Here is a 26827-nt window from a genome sequence, read left to right as displayed (position 1 = left end):
CGTTATCGCTCCTTTAGTCTCGTGCACGTGTAATAATACGGATTGGTGTTCCTTCAAAATCAAATGTATCACGAATACGGTTTTCTAAGAAACGCTCATACGTAAAGTGCATTAGTTCTACATCGTTGACGAATACAACGAATGTTGGTGGTTGAATCGCTACTTGTGTACCGTAGTAAATGCGTAGACGACGCCCTTTATCTGTTGGTGCAGGGTTACGTGCAATCGCATCCATAATCACTTCATTTAGGATACTAGATTGTACACGCATTGTGTGGTTATCATGTACGCGGTTAATAACTGGTAATACATCATGTACACGTTTCCCTGTTTTCGCTGATGTGAAAACAATCGGTGCATAATCTAGGTAAACAAATTGTTCACGAATTTCCTCGATTTTTTTGTTCATTGTTTTTTCGTCTTTAACAACGGCATCCCATTTGTTCATAACAATGATAATGGCTTTGCCGGCTTCATGCGCATAACCTGCAATTTTCTTATCTTGTTCTTGAATGCCTTCTTCACCATTTAATACGACTAAAACAACGTCTGAACGTTCAATTGCTCGCATTGCACGAAGCACTGAATATTTCTCAGTTGTTTCATACACTTTCCCTTTTTTACGCATACCGGCTGTATCGATAATAACGTATTCTTGGCCATTGTATTCGTATGGTGAATCGATTGCGTCACGAGTTGTACCCGCAACATCTGATACGATAACACGTTGGTCCCCTAAAATTGCATTTACTAATGATGATTTACCAACGTTTGGACGACCGATTAATGAGAATTTAATAACGCTATCATCATAATCTGTATCATCTTGTTCTGGGAAGTTCTTCGCACATTCGTCTAGTAAATCCCCTAACCCAAGACCGTGAGACCCTGAGATTGGATATGGATCGCCAAAACCTAATGAGTAGAAATCCCAAATTAAATCACGCATATCTGGGTTATCGACTTTATTGACTGCTAATACGACCGGTTTTTTCGTTTTGTATAAGATTTTCGCAACTTGCTCATCTTCCATTGTGACACCTTCACGACCATTCGTCATGAAAATGATAACATCGGCTTCGTCCATGGCAACTTCTGCTTGTTGGCGAATTTCTTCTAGGAATGGTTCATCTCCTAGTTGAATACCACCTGTATCAATAATATTAAAATCATGTGTTAACCATTCTGCTGAGCTATAAATACGGTCACGAGTTACACCCGCTACGTCCTCAACGATGGATACGCGTTCGCCAACGATACGGTTGAAAATAGTTGATTTCCCTACGTTCGGACGGCCGACGATTGCGATGACTGGTTTCGTCATAGTTTACTTCATCCTTCCAGCTTTCATATCTTTCATTTATAAGGCAACAAAAAAGATGATGGTACGGAAACGTCCCATCACCTAATCCGTATACTTTCCATTTGTATTTCATTTTATCAAAGTTATGTCTTAAAGAAAAGAAAAACAGACGAATTCATGTGAAGTCGTCTGCCTTTTTATTATTTATCGTCTGTTTTAAAGTCCTTTAGCTGTTCGCCTAAAAGATCGCCAAATGAGAAGCCACTTTCTTGTTCAGGAAGGTCATACTCTTCCTCTGTTGGCTCATCATTGTCTTCTTTTTCTAGTAATTCGCGAATGCTCAGTGCCAGTCGTTTTTCATCTTCACTTACTTCAAGTACTTTCACTTGAACTTCTTGACCTTCTTGCAGCACTTCATGTGGCGTATTAATATGTTTGTGTGCAATTTGTGAAATGTGTACTAAACCTTCTACACCTGGGAACACTTCGACAAAGGCACCAAACGTTACAAGACGGCGTACAATGCCATCTAGTACTGCTCCTTTTGGCGCTTTCTCTTCAATGCCTTCCCATGGACCTGCTAACGTATCTTTAATGGATAATGAAATACGTTCGTTGACCGGATCAACAGAAAGTACTTTTACTTGTACTTTTTGGCCTTCTTTTAACACATCATAGACATTTGAGACATGCTCATGTGCTACTTGTGAAATATGCACAAGACCATCAACGCCGCCAATATCAACGAAAGCCCCAAATGCCGCGATACGTTGAACCGTACCATCTAACACGTCGCCTTCTTTAATTGTATTGATGACCTCAACTTTTTTCTCTGCTTTTTCGTCTTCTAATACTGCACGATGCGATAAAATTAAACGGTTTTTATCTTGATCCATTTCAACGATTTTGAATTTCAGCGTTTTCCCTTTATAATCGTCAAACGTTTCAACAAAATAATCTTCTACTAATGAAGCTGGTACGAAACCACGTACACCAAGGTCAACAACTAAGCCGCCTTTAACAACGTCTTTTACTTCCGCTTCAAGTACTTCGCCAGCATCGAATTGCTCTTTTAATGTTTTCCACGCTGCGATGGCATCGACTTGGCGTTTCGAAAGAACATAATTTCCTGTGCCTTCTGAATCAGCTGATGGCTCTTCTACCTTTTTCACCATCACTTCGAACTCATCACCCGCTTTTACAGCATCTGATGCTTTTTCGACATGTAAACTTGATAACTCACTAATTGGAATGATACCGTCGTATTTTGCATTTTCAATCGATACAATGACGCGATTATCTTCAACAGATTCTACACGCGCCTTGACGATATCACCTTCGTGTAATTCTTTTACTTCATTCAGATTCATTTCTTCAGACATATGTAATCCTCCTTCACATCGATTACCTTTATTTTAGTTGATAGAACGCTTAAAAACAAAAATTAGCTATTACAAACGTACTATTTTTTATTTTTGCTCGTATTCGTCTAGAATTTGTTGAATTCCAGACATAATAACCGCTGTTACTTCCTCGGCTTTTGCACGACGTTCACGATAAGGTGTCATATCGATTGGCTTACCGAAAACAACTGTAATCGGATGGAAGCGTTTATATGGTCCAATGACGGCACACGGTAACACAACAGCATCGCCACCACGTAGCGCAAAGAAACCCGCGCCGCTAAACCCTTCCCCTAGCTTGCCATCTTTACTACGATGACCTTCCGGGAATAAGCCGACAACATTGCCATCTTTTAAAAGGTTTAGCGCTGTACGTAGTGCTTGTCGATCACTAAAGCCTCGTTTAACAGGAAAAGCATTAATCTTTGGTAATATACCCTTAAGTACAGGTACTTTAAACAATTCTTCTTTCGCCATAAAGTAAAGAGAACGTGGTGCAGCAATTCCTACAACAGGTGGGTCAAAGTTCGAGATGTGATTCGAACAGATTAAGACGCCGCCTTCTTTAGGAAAGTTGTCACGGCCAATTACTTTTACACGATAAAATGGAAACAGTACCGTTTTTACAACGCCACGTGCAAATTGATAGAATTCCATATTAAGCCATCCTTTCACTCGCTAATTTTAAAATGGCATCTGCTGCTTCATCGATTGATAATGTCGTTGTATCTAAGAAAATGGCATCTTCCGCTTGTACAAGGGGTGATGCTTCGCGTTCGCTGTCCATCTTGTCGCGCAGTGCAATTTCTTGCTGTAGTTGTTCAATAGATGATTCAATACCGCGTTTATTATTGTCTTCAAAACGGCGACGTGCACGTTCTTCTACCGTTGCAGACATGAATACTTTTAGTTCAGCTTGTGGTAATACAGCTGTACCGATGTCACGGCCATCCATTACGACACCACCGCGCGCAGCCATATCATGTTGTAAATCGACCATAATAGCACGCATTGCCGCATGTGCCGCTACTTTTGAAACGTTGGCAGAGATATTTGGGAAACGAATTTCTTCTGAAACATCTTCACCATCTAATAGTACGCGTTGACCATTCTCAGCTGGTACAAGCTCGATTGTTGAGTCCTTTAATAAGTCTGCAATCGCTTGTTCTGAGTCTAAATCAGTACTTGTACGTAAGGCTTTTAATGTTAAGGCGCGGTACATCGCACCTGTATCAATGTATGTGTATTGAAGCTTTTCAGCAGCAATTTTTGCTACTGTACTTTTCCCAGCACCAGCTGGTCCATCAATGGCAATTTGAATATTTTTCACGCTAAATTCCTCGCTTTCTTTCTAAAGTAGTATTGTATCATATAATACCCGGAATCGAACATTGCGAGCACATAAAAAAAGAGCGAGCACGGTGGCTCACTCTTTCGATTAATAAGACATTTCTTTGCGGTAATTAATGAGTTGCCGCTCAAAGCAAAAACGCGTAATTATTTTCCGATCCACTTCATCGGTATCAACGAATTGAATGGGGACAATTTTTTGTTCATCCTTTTCGATAATCCGAATAATTCGCCCTGTAACGTGGACATACTGCGTACCATCCTCTTCTTTTGCAAATGGCAACACCAGTGTTAATTCCACTTCATCATCAGGCTTCAACGGTAAGAGGCGATTTAAATAAATTGCAATGCCACCAGCGCTGACGTCCGCTGTCACAAATTGATAAAATTGATTGTCATAGCGCATTGCGACATCTATCGCCGTTTCAACGCGTACATATTCCCGACGCTGAATTTTTTCGATGTCTTCATCTGATGGTGCGGCTAATCGTATCATCGGGATATTTGCTTTTTTACGTCCTAAAATCGTCGTGAAAAAAGCATGTGCCACTTTCTTATCGTCAATAAATGTTACACGAAATGTATCACCGACATTTAAATAGACCGTCCGTTTTGTTACATTGTGAATTGGATAATCAATAAAAATTTCTCCATCTAGCACATCGACTACGCGACAACTATAGCGTTCTGGCGTGTCTTGATTGATTGTTTCTAGCGTTAAATTTGTCCCGATTTTAAAATCCATCGGTGCCCCTCCCCTATGCAACTACTTTTTTATGTGATGTTGGCTCTAGTATACATGATTTAACGCCTATAAACCATACCAGAAATAGGATTTTTAACCTATTTTTTCATCATTATAGGACTTTTCCATCAATATCGATACTAAATGCTCGTGTGCACGTTTTACTTTTCGCAGTGCAAACCACCATAAGAAAATCATAAAGGGAATGACAATATAATCCCAGTTGCCAGGTAATAACAGCACCGCATTATAAAGAACATGTAATAAAATCGGTGTACTAACCGACCAGACGAGCCATGTTTTCTCGCTCTTTAGCTTTGAAAACTTTGCTTTGCCTAAATAAAAGCCCATCACAACGCCAAATAATGCATGACTAGAAACGGGTAATAATGCGCGCATCAACGCAGTATCAACACCGTAGGATAGTAAGTACAGTATATTTTCAACGGTCGCAAAGCCAAGGGATAAGGACACACCATATAAAATCCCATCATAAGGGTCATCAAATTCGACATGGTTATAAATAATTAACATTAATAAAAACCATTTAAAAAACTCTTCAATAATCCCTGTGAACAAAACTTCTTGTATAATAGGATTTGTAAAAATATGTTCTTCTTTTAAAACATATTGTAAAAATAAAATAGGGAATGTTAACGCAGCACCGTAAATAAATGCATGCAGCAAATTACGCGGTTCGGTCGCCATTTGGTTACGCAAGTAAAAAAAGCTAAGTAGCGCAAGCCCCGGTGCAATGGCGACGGATAAGAGGATAAGCATCGCAGTCTCCCTTCTCCGTTTTTTTCTATTATATATTATATGGAGGTATAGCATGAAAAAGAAAATTTTACTTATTCATACAGGTGGTACTATTTCAATGCATGTTAGCGAGGATACGGGGGCAGTTGTTCCTGATACAATCAATCCGCTAACAAAGGAACATGAAAAATTGGAACGTTTAGCGGCGATTACCGAAATCGAAGCTTTTAATTTACCATCGCCACATATGACTCCTGAGCATATGTTAAAGTTGCGTAATATCATCAATGACCAGCTCGCACATGCAGCATTTGATGGCGTCGTAATTACGCATGGTACCGATACATTAGAAGAAACGGCTTACTTTTTAGATTTAACGACAAAATTTGAGGCCCCGATTGTCATGACGGGTGCAATGCGCTCATCAAATGAGCTGGGCGCAGATGGTTTGTACAATCTTGTCGCTGCAATTCGTGTTGCAAGTGATGAGGATGCACGTGGTAAAGGTGTATTAGTCGTCATGAATGATGAGATTCATCAAGCGGTCAATGTTACGAAAACATCGACCTCTTCTGTATCTACATTCCAATCTCCGCAGTACGGACCGATTGGCTTAGTAACGAAAATGACCATTCACTTTCACCATGCCCCGATTACACGTGAATTCGTTGACGTACAAAGTTTAACAAAACGCGTTGCGATGTTAAAAGTATATGCTGGAATGGACGGCGATTTAGTCGATGCGGTCATCGATGCAGGGTATGATGGTCTTGTACTTGAAGGCCTTGGTCAAGGCAATGTGCCACCTGCGCTTGTTCCGAGTATTCAGCGCATGATTCAAAAACGTCTGCCTGTCGTCCTTGTGTCGCGCTGCTTTAACGGTATCGCACAAGGTGTCTACGGCTATGATGGTGGCGGTAAGCAGCTCGAAGACATGGGGGTGCTGTTCACGACAGGTCTTAATGGTCCAAAGGCACGCCTTCGCCTTTTAATTGGCTTAAACCAATACCAGCAACCACTTGAAATGTCACGCTTCTTCCAATAAAAGCATGACTAATCAAAAGAAGAGGCTAGGATAGACGTGTAAAAACAACCTCTGATATGAACATAAAAAAACCGGAATCGCGCTGTGGCACGGTTCCGGTTTTTTATTGCGAACGCTAAAAAAGAAAAATGACGTATTTTGTCAAAGTCTCTTCTTTTCTTATGCTTATTTTTCAGCTGGACATTTCGTAGTATTCCAGTCGTTTCTATTAATAATTATTTTGTGCGAGATGCATATTCCTCTGTTGCACGTACCCAGTTTTGCTTTGTAATGGCATGCGCTGTTTCGGCATCCTGCGCTTCAAGGGATGCAATTAACTTCTCATGCTCGACAACAGATTGTGCGGTTAAAATAATCGAGTTATGGAAGAATAAGCGGCGCACATGTGCTTGAAAATTCGACACAGGATTTGCAATATATTCATTTTCTGCTTCTTGAATAATTAATGTGTGCAATTCATCATCTAGTTTTAACGCTAAATAGAAGTTTTGACTTTCAATTGCTAACGCAAATTCCGCATTTTTAGCGCGTAGCTGTTGGATAAATGAAGCTGTTACGCCTTTTTGAGATACTTCCTCAGCAGCTAATGCTTGCAATGCCGCTAATACGGGTAAAATCTTTTCGACATCGGCATTATTAACAGCGGTTACTTGTGTTGCTACACCGGGATGCATTTCAACAAAGCCCTGTGCATTTAATAATTGTAATGCTTCGCGTACGGGCGTACGACTGACGCCTAGCGCAGTCGCAAGCTCTGCATCATTTAATTTTTCTAATGGTTGCAACGTCCCATCAATAATCCATTCTTGTAGTTGTAAAAAGGCACGTTCCTTTGCTGATAAACGTGCGGGTTTCATGAAGTCCTTTGGTATTGGCATCGTGTCACCTCTCCCGAATTCTTATATATTGCATACATTATAAACTACATTTAAATACGTGACAAATTTCGCTAAGACAATTTTTACGTCCTCGTAATATATTGCATACATAAACGCAGTAAAAAAAGCACTACTTAGCAAAGTAATGCTTAATTCACTAATGTTATTTCGCCGTAATACATGCAGCGATTTGGTCGCCGTGGAAGCGGCCATTTTCGATAAAGATTTCATTTGCATTATTACCTGCTGCAATAACACCCGCAATAAACAACCCTTCCACATTTGTTTCCATTGTTTCAGGATTAAATGTTGGACGCCCTGTTTCAGCATCTACTGTCACACCCATTTCACGAATAAATGAGTGATCTGGGTGATAGCCTGTCATCGCAAAAACAAAATCATTCGCAATGACTTTTTCTTCACCATCCACTGTTAATGTCACTGTTGTATCATCGATTTTTTCCACGCTTGTATTAAATAACATCTGAATACTTTCATCACGTGCAAGTGCCGCAAAATCTGGTAGTACCCACGGTTTAATGCTTGATGAGTATTCACTACCACGATAGGCAACTGTCACACGAGCCCCAGCTTTATGCAGTGCAAGTCCCGCATCAATTGCTGAGTTCTTGCCACCAATTACAAGTACATCCGTATCAAAATAAGGATGCCCCTCTTTGAAATAGTGCATCACTTTCGGTAAGTTTTCACCGTCAATGCCCATATAATTCGGATGATCGTAGTAGCCTGTCGCAATAACCACATACGGTGTTTCATACGTATCCTTAGATGTTTTCACAATAAATGATTGGCCTTGCTTTGTAACATGCTCGACCTTCTCAAAACGATGGATTTGAATATCTTTTCGTTTTACAACCTCACGATAGTAAACGAGTGCTTGATTACGTTTTGGTTTTTGACCTTCAATAATAAATGGTACATCGCCAATCGCTAATTTTTCACTTGATGAGAAAAATGTTTGGTGCGTTGGGTAATTATAAATCGCATTCACGATATTGCCTTTTTCAATGACGATTGGGTTTAGTCCAATTTTTTGTAAAGCGATTGCTGCCGCAAGACCACAAGGGCCACCGCCAACAATAATCGCATCTTCTTGACGCATAGTTGTCATTCCTTTTTATATCATATTCTTTACCGAATCTATTTTACTATATATTTGAAATTTGTCACTTGTTCGAGCTCATTAAAAAAGAGGCTCAGAATATTTCCTGAACCTCTCTTTATTCCTTATTGCATTGGTAAGGCAATTTTTACGCCTGCTTGTACTTTATCAGATGATAAGCCATTTAACTGGCGGATTTGTGCTGCTTTTGCTGTTGAACCGTAGTAACGGATTGAAATACTTTGAACGGTATCTCCTGCAGAGGCATTGTGTAAATAGCCATTTTGGATTGATTGGCGATAAGCTGATGTTGTTGTATTTGGTGCTGCACCTGCAGCTTCTTTTGCAGCCTTTTCTTTTGCTGCTTTCTCAGCTGCCGCTTTTTCGGCTGCGGCCTTTGCTGCGGCCTCTTTTGCTGCTTTTTCCTGCGCAGCTTTTTGCGCCGCTGCTTTTGCTGCTTTTTCAGCTGCCGCTTTTTCGGCTGCGGCCTTTTGTGCTGCTGCTTTTGCTGCAGCCTCTTTCGCTGCTTTCTCTTTTGCAGCCTTTTCTTTGGCCGCTTTTTTCTTCGCTATCCGTTCTTTTTTCGCTTTTTCTTCAGCCGCTTTTTTCTTTTCAGCTTTTTCTTGCGCTTCTGCTGCTTTTTTTGCTTTTTCTTGCTCTATTTGTTGTGCTTTTGTTTGCTTGTCTTTATCGTCATCAGTTGCAACAGCACCACTATTAGATGAACCGTTGCCATTGCTTGATTGTACATTTACATCACTATTTGCTAAATCTTGTGTCGTTTTATCACCGGAATTTGCAAAGAAACTAAAGTACACGAGAATCAGCACAGGTACAAGAACAAAAATACTGCCTAAAATTGTAATTAATTTATTATTATTCTTTTTCTCTTGTCCATTTCGAGCCGCTCTACGTGAAGCACGTCCGGGATTTGTTTGTGCATCGCTACCAGCCACTTCAATGGATTGACGATGCGCTTCAACTTTATCTCGATAGTTATTTTGAGACATGTTTATCCCCCTTTTTCATAGCCATTTCATATTATAATATGCGCTTTGTCGTTTGAAAAGCATTCCGTCGTCGCTTCAATTAAATGGTAATAAATGTTTGAGACGCCATTGCCAGTTTTCCAATGCTTTTGGTTCATTTTTTTCGATATATGGTGCTAAAATCTCGCTTTTCTGCAATCCACAGCCTGAACAGCAATTTTTTGGTTTTTCTAGCAATTCCTCATCAAAATAGGCTACTAATTGTGTGCGAATACATGGCGCTGTGATAATTTTTGCAAGGGCCATCACCTGCTGTTGCTTTTCTGACGCTAGCTCTTGAATTTTTTGTGACACTTGTAAAGGAGCTAGCTGACGCATCCAATAGTGCAGGACACGAAAAGCTGTTTCGGTCATTTCTCCGGCTTCAACAAGCTGCTGTGGCTCCTCACACGCCATGTAACGCGAAATATGCCAATCTGTTGGTAAATCAAGTGTTGCCATTTCAAGCGTACGCTCCGCATCACGTTTTTCATAGTAAAGCGTCGCTAGCGCCTCACCACCGTCACGCCCTGCTCGTCCAACTTCCTGCATATAGCTTGCGACATTTTGTGGCAGATGATCATGAATAATTTGACGGATATTATTTTTATGAATCCCCATACCAAATGCATTTGTCGCACAAATCCAGTCTACTTCATCATGCATAAACTGACGCTGTACAAACATGCGGTCCTGCTGTTCCATACCACCGTGATAAAAAGTAGCACGGATACCTACTTGTTGCAGCATGGACGCATATTCCATCGTTCGTTTACGCGACTGCGTATAAATAATGCCAGGTCCTTCAAACTGCGTAACTTGCTGAATAATGGCATTCGCCTTCTCAAACGATGTCGTTTCAACTGCTTCATAATGAATGTTTTTACGGTCAACTGAATGAATAAATGTCGATACTTTTTCCATGCCTAAATAATGCGTAATATCCCTCATAATTTGGTTCGTTGCAGTCGCACTAAGCGCCAAAATTGGTGGCCGCTCTTTCGGAAGTGCCTCTGCAATTTGTAAATATTCCGGACGGAAATCAAAGCCCCACTGCGAAATACAATGGGCCTCGTCAACAACGATTAGTCCTAGCTTCATCTGTTGCAAACGATTCTTTACAGCATCACTAGCAAGCATTTCAGGTGATAAAAATAAAAAACGAAAGGCATCGAAGTGCTGCCATACAAACTGTTTATCATCAAATGATAAAAAAGAGTTCAGTGCTGCCACGCGTTTTTCCCCAAACTGTCGCAATTGCTCCACCTGGTCTTGCATTAATGATAATAACGGCGAAATGACAAGGATGGTTCCTTCAACAACATACCCTGGCAATTGATAGCAGAGTGATTTCCCCATACCTGTTGGTAGTAATGCTAGCGTATCATGCCCACTAAGTACCGCTTCAATAATTTCTTGCTGGCCCTCACGAAACGCATCATAGCCAAAGCGCTGTTGTAAAATTTGTTGTAACTCCATCATTTATTCCCCCTTTGCCGCAAGCACTAAACGAATTTGAAAATAACTTGCTTGTGGAACACTCTCTTTAATTATGCGTAGCTTCGTCGTTTGTAGCTGCTTTGTACGTTCACGAATCGCTAGCGCAAGCTCCTCTGGCACAAACTGCGTCAATGGAAACTGTGGATCATTCATCGCCATCTCGGCTAAATGGTCTTCAATTGTACTCGTTTTTAGACGACGATACTGCGCAATTTGCTCCAATGAATAGCCCTTATAAAAAAGGTCAGCTGTTTTTTGTGTCGATTGTGTTAACAATTGTTCAATCCGGATATTTTGCGCTAAATCAGCGAGTAATGGATAATTGCGCACTTCATTTATCATGCTATGTAAACAGCTAGTAAAACGTAACTGCAAGCTTAATATATCCTCGTCTAAGAAAACGGCTAGTTGCTGCCATGTATAACCGCTTTGTTGATATCCGCTTAGTCGATAGCTTAACACTTGCTTTGAACGCTCCTCGACTGGTAAGCTAGCAACCAACTCCATTAATTGTGTCGTAAACTGTTGTTGAAATGCAGGCTGTTGGAAATCGTGATACCGTAAATAATCTTTTACAAAGCGCTGTGTGACACCGTCTTGCTCAATCGGCAAAAAGCGCATCGTATGGGGTGCATTCGAAAGCGTTTGAACAACGAGTGCCAAACGTTTAAAAAACGACAGCTCTCGTCCGCGATAATGCCAGCCATCGAAACCTACAGGACGGAAATCTTCTATTAATTGACGTCCTTTATCGGTCACGACGACATTTTCCTCCGTCAAAAGGATGAATTGTGCGGTAAAAATTTCTTCAATATAGGTATCGTATTGAGCCTTGGTCAGTTTTGGTGTTATACTGAAAAAAGGATACAATTGAAAAAGCCCGACATCTTGAATCGTCTGACCAGATTTTTTCCCTTTAAATAGGTGATAAACGGCAGATGATCCGCGCTGATTGTTGTATCGGGCAAAAATAGACACGATTAATTTAGTAGCAAACATGTATATTTCCTCCCAGTTCTAGTAATTTAGGTTGAAATGTGCGAAAAAGCGACTTAAAATAGTATAGTGAATATAAGAACGAAGAAAAGAAGGAGAGATTTAGAGATGGCTAAATTTACAATCGTCGATAAAGATACTTGCATCGCTTGTGGCGCTTGTGGCGCTGCTGCACCAGATATCTATGACTACGACGACGAAGGTATCGCATTTGTTATTCTTGATGATAACACAGGTACTGTTGAGATTCCAGAAGACTTAATGGAAGATATGGAGGACGCTTTTGAAGGCTGCCCAACTGATTCAATCAAAGTGGCAGACGAAACTTTCGACGGCGACGCGTTAAAATACGAATAATCTTTCCGCCCTACAAATTGGTTGTAGGGCGTTTTTTTTTATGCTATATTAGTATCAGGTACTAACAGTAAGTTACATACAGGAGGCCATTATGGATATTTTACAATTAAAAGATAAAAACGTAATCGTTATGGGTGTTGCCAATGACCGTAGCATTGCATGGCATATTTCAAAAGCCTTATTTGATGCAGAAGCACATATTATTTTCACGTATCGTAAAGAACGTTCCCTATCAAAATTAACAAAGCTTTTAGCTGATTATGATGAAAGCCGTTACTCAATCGTACAATGTGACGTGAATAGCGACGATAGCATGACAGAAGCGTTCACTAGCATCGGTGAAAAATATGGTACGATCCACGGTCTTGTGCACTCTGTTGCATTTGCACATGCAGAAGATTTAAAAAATCGCTTCGTTGAAACATCTCGTGAAGGTTATGCGTTTGCACAAGATACAAGCGCCTATTCATTAATTAAAGCCGCACAACTTGTACGCCCTTATATGACAGAAGGTGGCTCAATTATTACGATGAGCTATCTTGGAGCTGAGCGCGTATTAGACGGTTACAATGTCATGGGTGTTGCGAAAGCCGCATTAGAAGCAAACGTACGCTATCTTGCAAGTGATATTGGCCAAGACAATATTCGTGTCAACGCCATTTCAGCTGGCGCCATTAAAACATTAGCAGCAAAAGGCGTCCCTTCATTTAACAAAATTTTAAATAAAATTGAAGAAGTTGCGCCATTACGTCGTAACATTACACCACAAGAAGTGGCAAATATGTCTGTCGTCATGCTAAGTGCCTTATCAACTGGTGTGACAGGTGAAGTGATTCACGTCGATGCTGGCTATAGTATTTTAGGTATTTAAGTTCTTTATAAACATAAAAAGAAGGAATCGCGCGTTGGCGATTCCTTCTTTTTGTTGCGAATTTATCAGTCACGATTTTTTAGTTTTTCATTTTCGGATCGAGTGCATCGCGTAACCCATCACCCATTAAGTTAAAGCCAAGTACCGTTAACATAATCGCAATACCCGGGAAAATCATCGTCCACGGGGCATTCACTAAATAAACGCGCGCATCCGCAAGCATTTTTCCCCATTCAGGAGTTGGCGCTTGTGCACCTAAGCCTAAGAAGCCAAGTGCCGCTGCTTCAATAATCGCCGTCGCTACAGCAAGTGTCCCTTGCACGATAACAGGTGCCATCGAATTTGGCAATATATGCTTAAATAAAATTCGCGCATCTTTCATACCAATCGCTTTTGCTGATGTAATGTATTCCTCTTGCTTTATACTCAGCACTTTAGAGCGAATCAAGCGCCCAAAGTTCGGAATATTAACGATGGCAATGGCAATTAACGCATTTTGAAGTGATGGGCCAAGTACCGCCACGATTGAAATCGCTAGTAAAATACTTGGGAACGCCAGCATAATATCAAAAATACGTGAAATAATTGTATCGACCCAGCGGCCATAGTAGCCCGCTAAAATACCGAGTAAGCTCCCGACAACAATCGAGCCAATCACTGAGAAGAAGCCGACCCATAATGAAATCCGTGCACCGTACAAAACACGTGAGAAAATATCGCGGCCAAAATCATCGGTACCAAACCAGTGCGTGCCAGATGGTGGCTGCAAGCGCTGTGTTAAATTTTGTTCATTAATGCCTTGTGGCGCAATAAGCGGTGCCAAAATGGCTAAAATAATAAACACGAGTACAATCCCTGCACCGATGAGGGATACTTTGCTTTTCTTAAAGCTACGCCATGCATTAAGCCACGGCCCTGCTTCTTTTGCTTTCACGGTAGAAAGTGTTTGCTGTGTAGCCATTAAAATCCCTCCTAGTTATATTTAATCCGCTTATCAACAAAGCTGTATAAAATATCCACAATTAAATTAATTAAAATAAACAAGAACGCAATAATTAAAATACCAGCCTGAATAACTGGATAATCACGGAAGCCAATCGCATCGTAAATATAGCGTCCTACACCTGGCCAACTAAAGATGGTTTCCGTTAAAATGGCGCCCCCTAATAGTAAACCCGTTTGTAGTCCGATGACCGTTAATACCGGAATAATGGCATTTTTCAATGCATGCTTATACACGACTAAAAATGTTTTTTGACCTTTTGCGCGTGCCGTACGAATATAATCCGCACGCATTACTTCAAGCATGCTTGAGCGTGTCATTCGCGCAATAATGGCCATTGGAATCGTCGCAAGCGCCAGTGCCGGTAAAATTAAATGCTTTACGACATCGCCGAATTGGTCAAAACGTCCTTGGACGAGCGTATCAATTAAATATAAATGCGTAATCGGCTCAACTGGATTCCGCGCATCTTCACGCCCAGATGTTGGGAGCCAGTCGAGCTGAATGGAAAAGCCCCACTGGAACATTAGCCCTAACCAGAAGATGGGCATCGATACACCGATTAATGCTAAAATCATCGCTGCATAATCGAACCATGAATTTTGGAACCACGCGGAAATAATGCCCGCATTCACGCCAATAACGATTGCTAATACCATTGCACAAAATGCTAGCTCAATCGTCGCCGCTAAATACGGCCAAATCTCTGTTGAAATGGCTTCGCGTGTTCGCATTGATGTACCCAAGTCACCGCGTAATAGCTCACCTAAATATTGAAAATATTGCACGTACCATGGGTTATCTAAACCTAAACTTTCACGTAGCGCCTTGACCGCTTCTGCTGTCGCTTGCTGGCCTAAAATAACTTGTGCCGGATCTCCGGGTATTGCTCGAATAATTAGAAAGACGATAAACGTCATTCCTAAAAGGACAGGAATTAATTGCAATAAGCGTCTTCCGATATAACTCAACATTGGCCGTCACCTCTCTCATTTGAAAGAGGATGCCTTACGCGATGCATTTACAAGCTGTTCGATGCAAGGCATCAACTCACTGTAAAGGCCGGCACTGTAGGACACCCCCTAAGGATTAATTCACTTCAATTGTGTCAAAAATATCTGAGCCTGTTGGATGCGGCTTGAAGTTTTTGATTGTGCTCTTACCTGCTAAAATTGGTGTTGAATAAGCAAGTGGTACCCAAGGCGCTTCCTCATGAATGATTTTTTGCGCTTTTTCGTATAATGCATTACGTTTGTCTTCATCTGTTTCTTTTTGTGCTTTTAATAATAATTTATGTGTTTCTGAGTTTTTGAAGTACGTGTAGTTATTGCTACCGATATTTGATTCATCTAATAATGTGTACAGGAAGTTATCCGCATCGCCGTTATCCCCTGTCCAACCTAATAGGAATGCATCTGCTTCTCCTTTTGCTGCTTTATCAAGATACGTAGCCCACTCATACGTTACGATTTTTGACTTGATGCCAACATCATCTAAGTTCTTTTGGATTGCTTCTGCAATTTTTTGACCATCTGGCATGTATGGACGTGGTACTGGCATTGCCCATAATTCGATTTCTTTGCCATCATAGCCCGCTTCTTTTAATAATGCTTTCGCTTTTTCTGGATCGTATGGGTATGCTGAAATGTCTTTGTTAAAGCCTGATACTGCTGGTGGCATTGGGTTTGATGCCACATCTGCTTTGCCTTCGTAGAATGCCTTCACAAGCGCTTCTTTATCAATTGCGTAGTTTACAGCTTGACGTACACGTTTATCATCAAATGGCTTACGTGTTACCGTCATACCTAAGTAACCAACATTTAATGACGGACGTTCGATTAATTGTAAGTTGCTATCTGCTTCAATGCTTGCTGAATCTGACGGGCTAATGCCTGTCGCTAAATCGATTTCACCTGTTTTTAACGCATTTAAACGTGTTGAGTTATCTGGAATTGATTTGAAGACGACTTTATCTACTTTTGGTAAGCCTTCTTTCCAGTAATCTGCATTTTTCTCAACCGTTACGCTATCATTACGTTTCCATGATACGAATTTGAACGGACCCGTACCAACTGGATTATCACCAAATTTGTCGCCTGCTTTATCGAATGCTGTTGGTGATGCCATGCCGAATGGGCTCATCGCTAAGTTTTTAAGAAATGGTGCTTGTGGATTGTTTAATGTAATCACAACTGTTGTGTCGCCATCTGCTTTTACTTCTTTAATAACAGCGGCATCTTCACCTTCAAAGCCACCAAACATTGATTGGAAGTAAGGAAATTTTTCTGCATCACCTGTCATCCAGCGTTCAAAGTTTTTCACCACTGCATCGGCATTGAAGTCGGTACCGTCATGGAATTTCACACCTTCTTGTAATGTGAATGTGTATTCTAACCCATCATCTGATACTTTCCACTCTTTTGCTAAGCCTGGTTGCAGTGTTGTATCTTGCTCACCAAAGCGGATAAGCGTTTCAAAAATATTTTGTGTTACGGCGAATGATTCCCCATCTGTTACCGTAATTGGGTCAAGTGACACAGAGTCGCCGCCACGACCAAAGATCAATGTGCCGCCGCCCTCACTGTCGCCTTTGTTTGAATCACCATCTGATGATTTTTCACCAGAGCCGCCACATGCAGCTAATACGATTGAAACAAGCATCGCGACTAATACAACGAGTAACCTTTTTTTCTTCATAAAAATCCCCCTTAATTCGATTGTTTTATATCATTGCGATGTGCTTCATCATAAAGATGGCACGCCACAGAATGACCTGGTTTGATTTCATTAAAGACGGGTACTTGCTGTGAACAAACAGCCATTTTATGCGGACAGCGCGTATGGAATGTGCAGCCGCTTGGCGGATTGGATGGACTTGGGATATCGCCTTTAATGAGCTCTGCCTCTCGTTTAAAATCCGGGTCCGGAATCGGCACAGCAGAAAGAAGTGCCTGTGTATACGGATGAAGTGGCTCCTCGTATAAGCTTTCGCTATCTGCTAGCTCGACAATATGCCCTAAATACATCACACCGACACGATTGCTAATATGACGCACAACACCTAAATCATGAGCAATAAAAATATACGTCAGCTTAAACTCCCGCTGTAAATCTTGCATCAGATTTAACACCTGCGCCTGCACAGATACATCGAGTGCCGATACAGGTTCATCGGCGATAACAAGCTTTGGATTTGTCATTAGCGCCCGTGCAATGCCGACGCGCTGACGTTGCCCACCTGAGAATTGGTGCGGGTAACGCTTGGCGTGAAAATCACTTAGTCCAACGATATTGAGCAGTGACATTACACGTTCTTTGCGCTCCTTCGCATTGCCAATACCGTGGACAATAAGCGGCTCCTCTAAAATCTTGCCAATGGTATGACGTGGATTAAGCGACGCATACGGGTCCTGGAATACCATTTGAATGTCGCGGCGCACTGCACGTAGTTCTTTGTTGGATAATTCTGAAATTTTATGCCCTGAAAAAGTAATATTGCCTTCTGTCGGCTCTAATAAACGCATTAACATACGTCCGGTCGTTGATTTCCCGCATCCTGATTCGCCGACAATACCAAGCGTTTCACCTTCATATACTTCAAAGGACACATCATCAACAGCCTTTACATGCCCAACTGTATGTGTAATAACCCCTGCCTGAACCGGAAAATACTTTTTTAATCCTTCAACTTTCAATAACGGCTCGTTCATCCGCTACCACCTCCTCCGTTAAAAAGCAGCGTGATTTATGCTCTGGCGACACGACGTATAACATGGGCTCTTCTAAACGGCAGCGCTCAAAAGCAAACTCACAGCGCTCCGCAAATCGACAACCCTGCGTCACAGAACCTGGTTTTGGTACATTCCCTGGAATCGCATAAAGACGTTGCTTTTTATAGCGCATATCTGGAATCGATTGAATTAAACCTTTTGTGTACGGATGTTGTGGATTTTTAAAAATCTCATCGACAAGTCCTTCTTCGACAATTTTGCCACCGTACATCACGACCACACGCTCGCATGTTTCCGCTACGACACCGAGGTCATGCGTAATCATCATGACGGCTGTATTCAAACGACGGTTTAAATCTTTCATCAACGCTAAAATTTGCGCTTGAATCGTTACATCAAGCGCTGTTGTTGGTTCATCTGCAATTAAAATCGCCGGGTCACACACAAGTGCCATCGCAATCATGACACGTTGCCGCATACCACCTGATAATTGATGTGGATAATCTTTAAATAATTCTTCTGCTCGCGGTAGTCCAACAAGTTTCATCATCTCAATGGCACGCGCACGAATTTGCTTTTTCGACCACTCTTTATTGTGAATGGAAATGGCTTCGGTAAGCTGACTGCCAATTGTAAATAATGGATTCAGTGAGGTCATCGGCTCTTGAAAAATCATCGCGATATCTTTCCCGCGAATTTTTCGGAATTCTTTTTGAGAAAATGTTGTTAAATCTTGGTCCTTGTATACAATTTCACCGCCTGTTATTTTACCAGGTGGCGATGGAATTAGTCCCATAATCGATAAAGATGTGACACTTTTCCCACAGCCAGATTCTCCAACAACGCCTAGAATCTCCCCCTCATAGAGAGAAAATGATACGCCATCAACAGCTTGCACTGGTCCATCATCCGTAAAAAAAGTCGTTTCAAGCTCACTTACACGCAATAATTCTCTTTTCAATGCATATTCTCTCCTTTCTGTGTTTTGACAAAAAACTATTTTCCACTATTTTATAAGGAACTTGCATAAAAAGGCAATACTTTTCTTCTATACCTTTAATTATATTTAATACCATTTATTGGTTGTTTTTTCTGTTTTCGCAATATATTTTTTTAATGCAATGTATGTAAACCGAATCATTTTGGTTATATACTGTTCCTATACATCATTTAGGAAAAAATCACTTAAAATTCTAAATTATTCGTTTTTTTAAACTTTATTTTTTTCTGTCAAAAGGGAGTATTTTACTAAAAAGAGGGTATTTAAGAAAAGATAAATTTGAACTTATGGAAAGAATGGAGACGATCAACTTGTGTTTTCATGCGAATAACGCATTAGTAGAGATCCAGCAACACTATGCGATTCTGATCGTTTTACTATCAATTTTAACATCCTGCATCGCCTCTTATACCGCTGTGTCACTTAGTCAACGGCTTGGGAAGAACAGCTTAATTAATCCTACTGCCTGGCTCATCATGGCAAGTATCGCGATGGGGCTCGGCATTTGGGCCATGCATTTTATCGGTATGACCACTTTACAATTACCGATTACGATTCATCATAACTATCCGCTAACAATTGCATCAATGATTCCTGCATTTATTGCATCGTTTTTAGCTTTTTATGTAGCGAATCAGCCACGAACAAACACGCGTATGTTGCTTATGGGCGGCTTTTTTATGGGCCTTGGCATTATCGCCATGCATTACCTTGGAATGGCAGCGATGACACCTACACACCCTGTAATCATGCAGTACACATTATGGCTTGTGATTCTATCAGTTATAGCAGCTGTAGGAATTTCAATTTTAGCCATCTTTATTTTACATAATGTAGCTAAAAAACCTTTATCTAGTATGGTTTCAAAATTTATAACAGCTCTTTTGCTAGGCTGTGCAACATCGGCGGCACATTACATCGGTATGGCAAGCGTCCATTTCGTACGTACATCATCTGAGCCAATGAATGTGATATCACACACACAAGATATGCAATTTATGATTATCGCCATTATTGCCAGCTTAACGATTATTTTTTCTTTATTATTAGCAGCAAGTATTGTCGACCGTAATTTGGAGCGTCGTTTCATTTATTTTGATACGCTGACGCATTTGCCAAATCGGCGCCATTTCTTAAAAAAAGTAAAAGGCAAATGGCATAATTTATGCCATTGCACTTATCAAATTCCCGAATTTATTAAGCTTCCATCATGAATTTAATTACGAATTAGAAGATGAGCTCTTACTATTAATTTCAAAAAAATTAAAGGATAGTATGCCACCTTATACGAAGCTATACCGTATCGATGATCAATCCTTTATTTTTATCGCGAAGGATCATCAGGCAGCCATTGAATTAAAACAGCATTTAGAAGTCATTCAACGTCGTTTGCAAAAGCCTCTATTCCTTGGTAAACATGAGTTTAAAATTACGGGTACCGCAACCATTGCACTAAACGAGCATAATGAGTCTTATGAGCGGATGTTTTTAAATGTGCAAGCCGCAATGGAGCATCCAACCACGTCACATAAAAATTTCCACATCGTCAATTATGACCATCGATTGCATACGCGTAATTTTACGACGCAGCTAGTAGAAGGTTTAGATGATGCACTGAAAAATAACGAAATCTTCCTTGTCTACCAACCAAAAGTATTAGCCAAAACAAATCAAATTATTGGTGTTGAGGCATTAATTCGTTGGCAGCATCCTGTTTATGGCATGCTAGCGCCAACTATTTTCTTACCGATTTTAGAAGCTAATCATAAACTATTTTATTTGACCGATTGGATTATTGAAGAAGTTTGTCGTATGTTAAGTCAGCCTGTCACGGAACAGTTCATTCCTCAACAAGTTGCCATTAACATTCCCGGACCGTACTTAACATCACCGCGTCTAAAAGAAACGCTTTTGACGATGACAGCACTTTACAATATTCCACCTGTGCAAATCGAGCTTGAAATTACGGAAACGAGTTTCATTCGTGAAATCGATAAAGCTGAAGATATCGTGACAATGTATCGCACGCTTGGCTTTTCAGTGGCACTCGATGATTTTGGTACAGGGGTGTCATCTCTCGCTTATTTAAAACGTATTCCAATTACAACGTTAAAAATCGATAAAGCCTTTATTAATGATGTACCTACATGTGAAAAAGACACATTGATTTTACAATCGATGATTCAGCTTGCGGAGTCATTAAATGTTCATTTGATTATCGAGGGTGTGGAGATGAATGAACAAATTAATTATTTACTGAAAAATTGTGAAAACCCCATTATTCAAGGCTACTACTATTCAAAGCCCTTGCCGCTTGAAGCATTGCAAATTTGGCATAAGCAGTTTCATGAACAATTCGTATATTAACATTCAAAAAGCCGGAATCGTCATGACAATTCCGGCTTTTTGAATGTTATAGCTCTTTTGGTTTTTTCCATGCAAGTGTAATCATAAAGCTTAGACCTAGCACAATCATCGCAAAATAATACGGTAAATGTACTTCCATATCAAATAAAATGCCGGCTATAGCAGGTCCCGCAATATTACCGATACTCGTAAACATGGAGTTCATGCCACCAACAAAGCCTTGTTCATTACCAGCAATTTTAGATAAATACGTCGTCAGTGCTGGACGAATTAAATCAAATGTTAAAAATACAACAATTGTAACGAAGAAAATAACCGCATAGGAATTGGATTTAATCATAAAAATCATAAAGAGCGCTGCAATAAGCATGCTGACACGAATCAAATTGATTTCGCCCATTTTACGTGTTAAGCCATCAAATAAAAATAGCTGGAATACCGCTCCGACAATCCCACTTACGGTTAGCAATGTCGCAATATCTCCGGCTGAGTAATTTAGTTGATGATCTAAAAATAATCCGTACACGGTTTCATAGGTTGCGAGGCCAAACGAGGAAATAAAAATAACGACAAAGGGAATCGCAAAAGATGGTAATAAAAGTTTTTTCCATTGCTGTGTATTGCCATTCGCTTGTTTTTCACTTGCCACATAATTGCTTTCCTTTAAGGCGAATAAGGAACCTACTGCCCCGACAAAACCAAGTGCCGCGGCTACATAAAATGGCATGCGTGTATCAATTTGCGCTAGGAACCCGCCAATGCCTGGCCCTAAAATAAAACCGGTATTAATGACAGCTGAAACGAGTCCCATTGCTTTTGAGCGCTGTTCAATCGTCGTAATGTCCGCAACATAGGCGGTAACTGCAGGCATAATAAAAGCTGCACTGATTCCGCCAATAAATCGTGCCGCATATAAAACACCAACATGTGTTCCGACGGCAAACAGCAATTCTGAGAAGCCAAAAATAATCATGCCGATAACGATTAATTTCTTACGTCCATAGCGATCAATCCAGCGCCCCGCAAGTGGTGAAAAGATTAATTGTGTGATCGAAAATGCGGACATTAAATAGCCCATTGTAGCGCCGCTCAAGCCCATTTCATTCATTAACGTCGGCATGACCGGTACAATTAAGCCAATACCTAAAAAAACGATTAATAAATTCGATAACACAAGCCAAATTAGTGGATTAAATCCTCTCACAGTACCCCTCCTTAGTAAAAATCCTTTCTTCATCGTACGCTAGTAATAACTGACTTTCAATCAAAAAAAGATGAAACGTACACGTTTGCATACATTCCATCTTTTTTCATGTTAATTCACCCCAGCAAATCGACCATAGCCAACAATATATTGACTCCAGTGCCCAGCCAATTTATCAATTGTAACACCACGATTTTGCGAGTTTAGCATCCGCCCATCGCCTAAATAAATCCCGACATGTGCGACACCTTTACCATAGCTAAAGAATACTAAATCACCAGCTTTCGCTTCAGATGCGCTAATTTTTGTCGAAGCAGCATATTGTTGTGCAGCCGTACGTGGAATCGTAACGCCGTTTTCTTTAAAGGACCAGCTCGTTAAGCCCGAGCAGTCAAAGCCTGTGGATGGCTTATTTCCGCCCCAAACATACGCTGTACCCATATATTTACTCGCCTCTGCAATAATCCCCTTTGCCGTTGCACTGCCTTCAACTGTTGGCGTTTGCTGATCGGCATCGGTTGTTTTGGCGCCAAAATTCGTATTACCAGCATTGCCGCCTTCAGTGGAAACTGTTGCTGTATTGATTGTTGTGTCTGCAGCCGCTTTTGTATCTGTTGTCTTTGTCGCATCTGCAGTTTCCGTTGTGTCCGTCGCAGTCGCTACGTCCGTATTGTCAGTTGTTACCGTACGCGCTTGTTGCTGTGCCGCTGCGGCAGCCTCTGCTTGCGCTTTTTCCTGTGCTGCTGCTTCCGCTTGCGCTTTTTCAATCGCTTCCTGCTGTTGCTGTTGCATTTGCTTTAATTTTGCCGCTTGTTTTGCGGCCTTTTTTTGCTTTTTCGCCAGCTTTTCTTTTTCTTTTTTTGTCGCAATTTTTTCTTTTAATGCCAGTGATGCTGCCTTATTTTCCGCACGCTTCACCGTCATTTCCTCGTATTGCTGTTGCATCATTTGAAATTGCCGCTCAAGTTCTTTCTCTTTTTTTACTAATGCGGTATGCTGTTTTTTAAAGGTTGATGATTGTGCATGCTGTTCTATACGCATCGCTTCATCGGCATCAATAATTTTTTTTACGGACAATGTACGTGTCACAAGGTCTGTAAAGCTATCGGCGCCAAGAAAGGCTTCTACGTATGGACTAAAGGTCGAATCCTGTGCCTGATACGCTTTCATACGCTTGGCAATAATTTGTTGGCGGTCACTTAACTCTTCTTTCGTCACCGCAATATCCGCCTCTGAATCAAGTAATTCTTCTTGCAATGCGTCATACTGCGCGACATATGTATCGAATTGTTGTGTCATCGTCGTCATTTCTTGTTCTAACGCTTTAATTTGTACATCAATTTCTTTTTTATCGGCTGTTAATTGTGTCGACGTTTTGGCGTCACTCGCTACTGGATAGAGCGAGGTTGTCGCTAAAACCGCTGTCAATACGACGGCCATTGTTCGTGTCTTTTTCATCATTCACAACCCCTATCTATCGTTTATCATAGCATAAATGACATACAAAACTAGCTCTTTAAAGTAGCTGTTATGATACAATTTAATTACTATTTTTTAAAAGCGAGGTCTTTTTACATGAAATATGCCCTAATTGGTGATATTCATTCGAGTATCGACGATTTACAAGCTGTTTTCCACCAAATTCAAACGATTCCTGATACACCGACCATTATTGGTATGGGCGATTTATACGAATGCAAAATCGGCAAGAAAAAAGTAGCGACATTAACAGCACCACTGCCACTAACTGACGCACAGGAGAATTCGACACAGTTTGAATCAATGCTGACATTTCCCTCAATTCGTGGCAATCAGGAAGAACGTATTATGCGCGCGACCGGACTTTCTTTATATAATCATTTACCGCTTGTCATGCCTATCGATGGCGCTCGTCTCATTCATGGGCATCAATTCGAATGGTCAGCAGATTGGCAGCCGCTCACAACGCATTTACCAGACGATACGCTCGTCTTTTTTGGCCATAGTCACGACTCTGTACTATATCGTAAAAAGAAGCCACAATCTTTTACATTTGGCGAGCCGATTCTACTAGAAAAGAAGAAATACGGTATTAATGTTGGTTCTGTTGTCGATAACCGCGAATGGGTGCTTTATGATTCGAGCGCACGTACTATTACATTTATGAAAGCTTGATTTATCTGCACAGTTTCCATATTATGAAGGTAATGACATGCTTCACATGGGGGTAATTTGGTGGAATGGCAACAACTTGAGTATTTTCAAATGCTCGCAAAAATTCAGCATATGACAAAAGCGGCTGAGAAGTTATCAATCTCACAACCTGCGCTTAGTCGCTCGATTGCGAGATTGGAGGATGAGCTTGGCGTCCCACTATTTGAACGACAAGGACGCTCGATTCATTTAAATCGCTACGGGGAGCTATTTGAGCATCGTGTAGAACGTATTTTAAATGAATATCAATTAGGCTTAAAGGAACTACAGCAACTAGTCGATCCAAATCATGGCGAAATTTCTCTTGGCTTCTTACACACACTCGGGACAAATATTGTGCCGGATTTAATTCGTCTTTTCAGAACGAAGCATCCAGATATTCATTTTTCATTGAAGCAAAACTATACACATTTACAATTGAAGCATTTATTATCAGGCGATTTAGATTTATGCTTAATGGCGAAAATGGACGTGCCAAAACCAATTCACTGGACCGAATTATGGCGCGATGAATTATTCGCCATCGTCCCAAGCGACCATCCATTATCCAAGCGTTCAAGCATTACAATTCACGAGCTTGCGAATGAATCCTTTATTTTAATGAAACCTGGCTATGCCTTACGCCTACAAGCAGATCATTTATTCGAGCAAGCGAAGTTTCAGCCGCATATTACATTTGAAGGCGATGAAGTGTCGACGGTGGCTGGCTTTGTTATTGCAGGTCTTGGCGTTTCGATTTTACCGGATGGCCTTGAAATTAACCAAAAAGGCATTTCAAAGCTTCATATTACAGGCATGAATGCTGAGCGAATTATCGGTATGGCTTGGTCTGAGGGGCGTTATTTGTCTCCTGCGGCAAAAGCGTTCCAACAATTTATTTTTGATTATTTCGATAAACAGCAGCCATCTTAAAAAAAGAGTTCAACTACGATGTAGTTGAACTCTTTTTAGTAAACCTATAATAAAAAAAGGTTGACGAAAATGTTCTCTTTCGCTATGATAAAGTCATTCCAAACGAAGGGGTGTCGTTTATGCAACATCATAAATTAAAAATGTGGATTGTTTCCGCACTATTTGCCGCCATTATTGCGATTTTCGCACAGCTGACGATTCCGTTACCATTAATTCCGATTACCGGCCAAACATTAGCCGTCGGATTAGCGGTCACAATTCTAGGCCTACGCTATGGCACATTATCCGTACTACTTTACATATTACTTGGTGCTATCGGCTTGCCGGTCTTTAGCGGTATGACTGGAGGCATTGGCATTATTTTAGGGCCAACAGGTGGCTATATTGCCGGCTTTATCGTGCAAGCACTGGCGATGGGACTTTACTTTAAAAAGTTTGGTTATTCAAAAGCACAGGCCATTATCGCTAATATTTTAGGTATGGTTATTACACTCGCCTTTGGGACAGCTTGGCTAAAAGTACTGGCAGATTTAACATGGATGAAAGCCGTACTGTCAGGCACGGTACCATTTATCATTGTAGGCTTACTAAAAGCCGTTATTGCCGGCTGGGTGGGCGCGATTGTACGTGAACGCTTAGTAAAAATCCGTTTGCTTGAAACGAAAACGGTTTAATACAAAAGAGGCTGGGACATATGTATACAAACAACCGTTCATATGAGCATAAGAAAAACCGGAATTGCGCGGTAGCGCGGTTCCGGTTTTTCGTTGCGAACACTAAAAAAGGAAAATGTTGTGTTTTGTCCCAGCCTCGTTTTTCGTTACACTAATTTTAAAAAGAAAAGCGCTAGCGCTAACACCATGAAGGCAATGGTAATGAAACGATAATGCTTTATCCATGCCTCTACCGCTAAAAAGAGCAGCACAACAAAGACGATCCATTCAATCGATTGAGTAATAAGCGGTTTTTCTAAAAACACATCAACAACAATAAAAAGAATAAGTCCCACTAGTAAACTATAGCGTATACCGGTTACCAAGCGAATTCCCCCATTATGTA

At 40.8% G+C, this 26827-nt stretch carries 27 protein-coding genes; 8 read left to right on the top strand and 19 right to left on the bottom strand.

Annotated features, from left to right (window positions below):
• Positions 1-13: 13 nt before the first annotated feature.
• From der to prsW, 6 genes are all read right to left on the bottom strand, one after another.
• Positions 14-1324 (bottom strand): ribosome biogenesis GTPase Der, encoded by a 1311-nt coding sequence (gene der / locus ACFSY7_RS06235; RefSeq protein ID WP_020189602.1) that lies wholly within the window; start codon positions 1322-1324, stop codon positions 14-16.
• A 179-nt stretch (positions 1325-1503) separates the two neighbouring features.
• Positions 1504-2685 (bottom strand): 30S ribosomal protein S1, encoded by a 1182-nt coding sequence (gene rpsA / locus ACFSY7_RS06230; RefSeq protein WP_020189601.1) that lies wholly within the window; start codon positions 2683-2685, stop codon positions 1504-1506.
• Between the two features lie 87 nt (positions 2686-2772).
• The gene (locus ACFSY7_RS06225; RefSeq protein WP_020189600.1) at positions 2773-3363 is read right to left on the bottom strand and encodes a lysophospholipid acyltransferase family protein; all 591 of its coding nucleotides are present in this window, start codon (positions 3361-3363) and stop codon (positions 2773-2775) included.
• Position 3364: 1 nt separating this feature from the next.
• Complete coding sequence (cmk, locus tag ACFSY7_RS06220) at positions 3365-4036, bottom strand: (d)CMP kinase (protein ID WP_020189599.1); 672 nt, start codon at positions 4034-4036, stop codon at positions 3365-3367.
• A 108-nt stretch (positions 4037-4144) separates the two neighbouring features.
• Entirely contained in the window at positions 4145-4801 is a 657-nt protein-coding gene (locus tag ACFSY7_RS06215; RefSeq protein ID WP_126990668.1) for a flagellar brake protein, read from the bottom strand.
• Positions 4802-4894: 93 nt separating this feature from the next.
• Positions 4895-5581, bottom strand: a complete 687-nt coding sequence (prsW, locus tag ACFSY7_RS06210; protein WP_020189597.1) for a glutamic-type intramembrane protease PrsW — start codon at positions 5579-5581, stop codon at positions 4895-4897.
• Positions 5582-5633: 52 nt separating this feature from the next.
• On the opposite strand from prsW, the gene ACFSY7_RS06205 reads away from it, so the two are divergent.
• Positions 5634-6605, top strand: a complete 972-nt coding sequence (locus tag ACFSY7_RS06205; RefSeq protein WP_020189596.1) for an asparaginase — start codon at positions 5634-5636, stop codon at positions 6603-6605.
• A gap of 215 nt (positions 6606-6820) precedes the next feature.
• On the opposite strand, the gene ACFSY7_RS06200 is transcribed toward ACFSY7_RS06205, so the two are convergent.
• The 5 genes from ACFSY7_RS06200 to ACFSY7_RS06180 all read right to left on the bottom strand — a co-directional run bounded on the left by ACFSY7_RS06200 (position 6821) and on the right by ACFSY7_RS06180 (position 12133).
• Positions 6821-7483 carry a GntR family transcriptional regulator gene (locus tag ACFSY7_RS06200; protein WP_020189595.1) on the bottom strand — a complete coding sequence of 221 codons (663 nt, stop codon included), beginning with the start codon at positions 7481-7483 and terminating at the stop codon, positions 6821-6823.
• 163 nt (positions 7484-7646) lie between these two features.
• Positions 7647-8606, bottom strand: a complete 960-nt coding sequence (locus ACFSY7_RS06195) for a YpdA family putative bacillithiol disulfide reductase (protein WP_380147248.1) — start codon at positions 8604-8606, stop codon at positions 7647-7649.
• Positions 8607-8731: 125 nt separating this feature from the next.
• Complete coding sequence (locus tag ACFSY7_RS06190) at positions 8732-9616, bottom strand: LysM peptidoglycan-binding domain-containing protein (protein WP_380147231.1); 885 nt, start codon at positions 9614-9616, stop codon at positions 8732-8734.
• A gap of 75 nt (positions 9617-9691) precedes the next feature.
• A complete protein-coding gene (locus tag ACFSY7_RS06185; RefSeq protein WP_380147230.1) occupies positions 9692-11113 on the bottom strand; it encodes a RecQ family ATP-dependent DNA helicase in 1422 nt (473 codons plus the stop codon).
• 3 nt (positions 11114-11116) lie between these two features.
• Positions 11117-12133 carry a helix-turn-helix domain-containing protein gene (locus ACFSY7_RS06180; RefSeq protein WP_380147229.1) on the bottom strand — a complete coding sequence of 339 codons (1017 nt, stop codon included), beginning with the start codon at positions 12131-12133 and terminating at the stop codon, positions 11117-11119.
• A gap of 105 nt (positions 12134-12238) precedes the next feature.
• On the opposite strand from ACFSY7_RS06180, the gene ACFSY7_RS06175 reads away from it, so the two are divergent.
• On the top strand, positions 12239-12487 hold the full coding sequence (locus tag ACFSY7_RS06175; RefSeq protein ID WP_020189590.1) for a ferredoxin: 249 nt from the start codon (positions 12239-12241) through the stop codon (positions 12485-12487).
• 88 nt (positions 12488-12575) lie between these two features.
• Entirely contained in the window at positions 12576-13358 is a 783-nt protein-coding gene (locus tag ACFSY7_RS06170) for an enoyl-ACP reductase FabI (RefSeq protein ID WP_380147247.1), read from the top strand.
• A gap of 79 nt (positions 13359-13437) precedes the next feature.
• Here the strand turns inward: ACFSY7_RS06170 and nikC are convergent, their stop codons facing one another.
• The 5 genes from nikC to ACFSY7_RS06145 form a co-directional block, all read right to left on the bottom strand.
• Positions 13438-14319 carry a nickel transporter permease gene (gene nikC / locus ACFSY7_RS06165; RefSeq protein WP_020189588.1) on the bottom strand — a complete coding sequence of 294 codons (882 nt, stop codon included), beginning with the start codon at positions 14317-14319 and terminating at the stop codon, positions 13438-13440.
• Positions 14320-14330: 11 nt separating this feature from the next.
• The gene (locus ACFSY7_RS06160) at positions 14331-15335 is read right to left on the bottom strand and encodes an ABC transporter permease (RefSeq protein WP_020189587.1); all 1005 of its coding nucleotides are present in this window, start codon (positions 15333-15335) and stop codon (positions 14331-14333) included.
• Positions 15336-15450: 115 nt separating this feature from the next.
• Complete coding sequence (locus tag ACFSY7_RS06155; protein ID WP_380147228.1) at positions 15451-17058, bottom strand: ABC transporter substrate-binding protein; 1608 nt, start codon at positions 17056-17058, stop codon at positions 15451-15453.
• Positions 17059-17069: 11 nt separating this feature from the next.
• Positions 17070-18071 carry an ABC transporter ATP-binding protein gene (locus ACFSY7_RS06150; RefSeq protein ID WP_020189585.1) on the bottom strand — a complete coding sequence of 334 codons (1002 nt, stop codon included), beginning with the start codon at positions 18069-18071 and terminating at the stop codon, positions 17070-17072.
• Positions 18046-19053, bottom strand: a complete 1008-nt coding sequence (locus ACFSY7_RS06145) for an ABC transporter ATP-binding protein (protein WP_126990676.1) — start codon at positions 19051-19053, stop codon at positions 18046-18048. The genes ACFSY7_RS06150 and ACFSY7_RS06145 overlap by 26 nt, the downstream gene beginning before the upstream one ends.
• Positions 19054-19388: 335 nt before the next feature.
• Here ACFSY7_RS06145 and ACFSY7_RS06140 point away from each other — a divergent pair, with 335 nt between their 5' ends.
• Both ACFSY7_RS06140 and ACFSY7_RS06135 read left to right on the top strand, forming a co-directional pair.
• A complete protein-coding gene (locus ACFSY7_RS06140; RefSeq protein WP_380147227.1) occupies positions 19389-20306 on the top strand; it encodes an MHYT domain-containing protein in 918 nt (305 codons plus the stop codon).
• On the top strand, positions 20251-21459 hold the full coding sequence (locus ACFSY7_RS06135; protein ID WP_380147246.1) for an EAL domain-containing protein: 1209 nt from the start codon (positions 20251-20253) through the stop codon (positions 21457-21459). Before ACFSY7_RS06140 ends, ACFSY7_RS06135 begins: the two co-directional genes overlap by 56 nt.
• Positions 21460-21505: 46 nt before the next feature.
• Here ACFSY7_RS06135 and ACFSY7_RS06130 read toward each other — a convergent pair whose 3' ends face one another.
• Both ACFSY7_RS06130 and ACFSY7_RS06125 read right to left on the bottom strand, forming a co-directional pair.
• Positions 21506-22696 (bottom strand): MFS transporter, encoded by a 1191-nt coding sequence (locus ACFSY7_RS06130; protein WP_380147226.1) that lies wholly within the window; start codon positions 22694-22696, stop codon positions 21506-21508.
• 78 nt (positions 22697-22774) lie between these two features.
• The gene (locus ACFSY7_RS06125) at positions 22775-24121 is read right to left on the bottom strand and encodes a C40 family peptidase (protein WP_380147225.1); all 1347 of its coding nucleotides are present in this window, start codon (positions 24119-24121) and stop codon (positions 22775-22777) included.
• Between the two features lie 117 nt (positions 24122-24238).
• Here ACFSY7_RS06125 and ACFSY7_RS06120 point away from each other — a divergent pair, with 117 nt between their 5' ends.
• From ACFSY7_RS06120 to ACFSY7_RS06110, 3 genes are all read left to right on the top strand, one after another.
• Positions 24239-24817, top strand: a complete 579-nt coding sequence (locus ACFSY7_RS06120; protein ID WP_126990682.1) for a metallophosphoesterase family protein — start codon at positions 24239-24241, stop codon at positions 24815-24817.
• 60 nt (positions 24818-24877) lie between these two features.
• Positions 24878-25768 carry a LysR family transcriptional regulator gene (locus ACFSY7_RS06115; RefSeq protein WP_126990683.1) on the top strand — a complete coding sequence of 297 codons (891 nt, stop codon included), beginning with the start codon at positions 24878-24880 and terminating at the stop codon, positions 25766-25768.
• 119 nt (positions 25769-25887) lie between these two features.
• Positions 25888-26442, top strand: coding sequence for a biotin transporter BioY (locus ACFSY7_RS06110; protein WP_380147224.1), 555 nt, complete (start codon positions 25888-25890; stop codon positions 26440-26442).
• A gap of 146 nt (positions 26443-26588) precedes the next feature.
• Here the strand turns inward: ACFSY7_RS06110 and ACFSY7_RS06105 are convergent, their stop codons facing one another.
• Positions 26589-26807, bottom strand: a complete 219-nt coding sequence (locus ACFSY7_RS06105) for a hypothetical protein (protein WP_020189577.1) — start codon at positions 26805-26807, stop codon at positions 26589-26591.
• Between the last annotated feature and the right edge of the window lie 20 nt (positions 26808-26827).

It is taken from the genome of Kurthia populi, from assembly GCF_042686175.1.
In the GTDB taxonomy this organism is placed as follows: domain Bacteria; phylum Bacillota; class Bacilli; order Bacillales_A; family Planococcaceae; genus Kurthia; species Kurthia populi.
The sequence above is the reverse complement of the archived record's forward strand: the minus strand, read 5'-3'. Positions and strand labels throughout refer to the sequence as shown.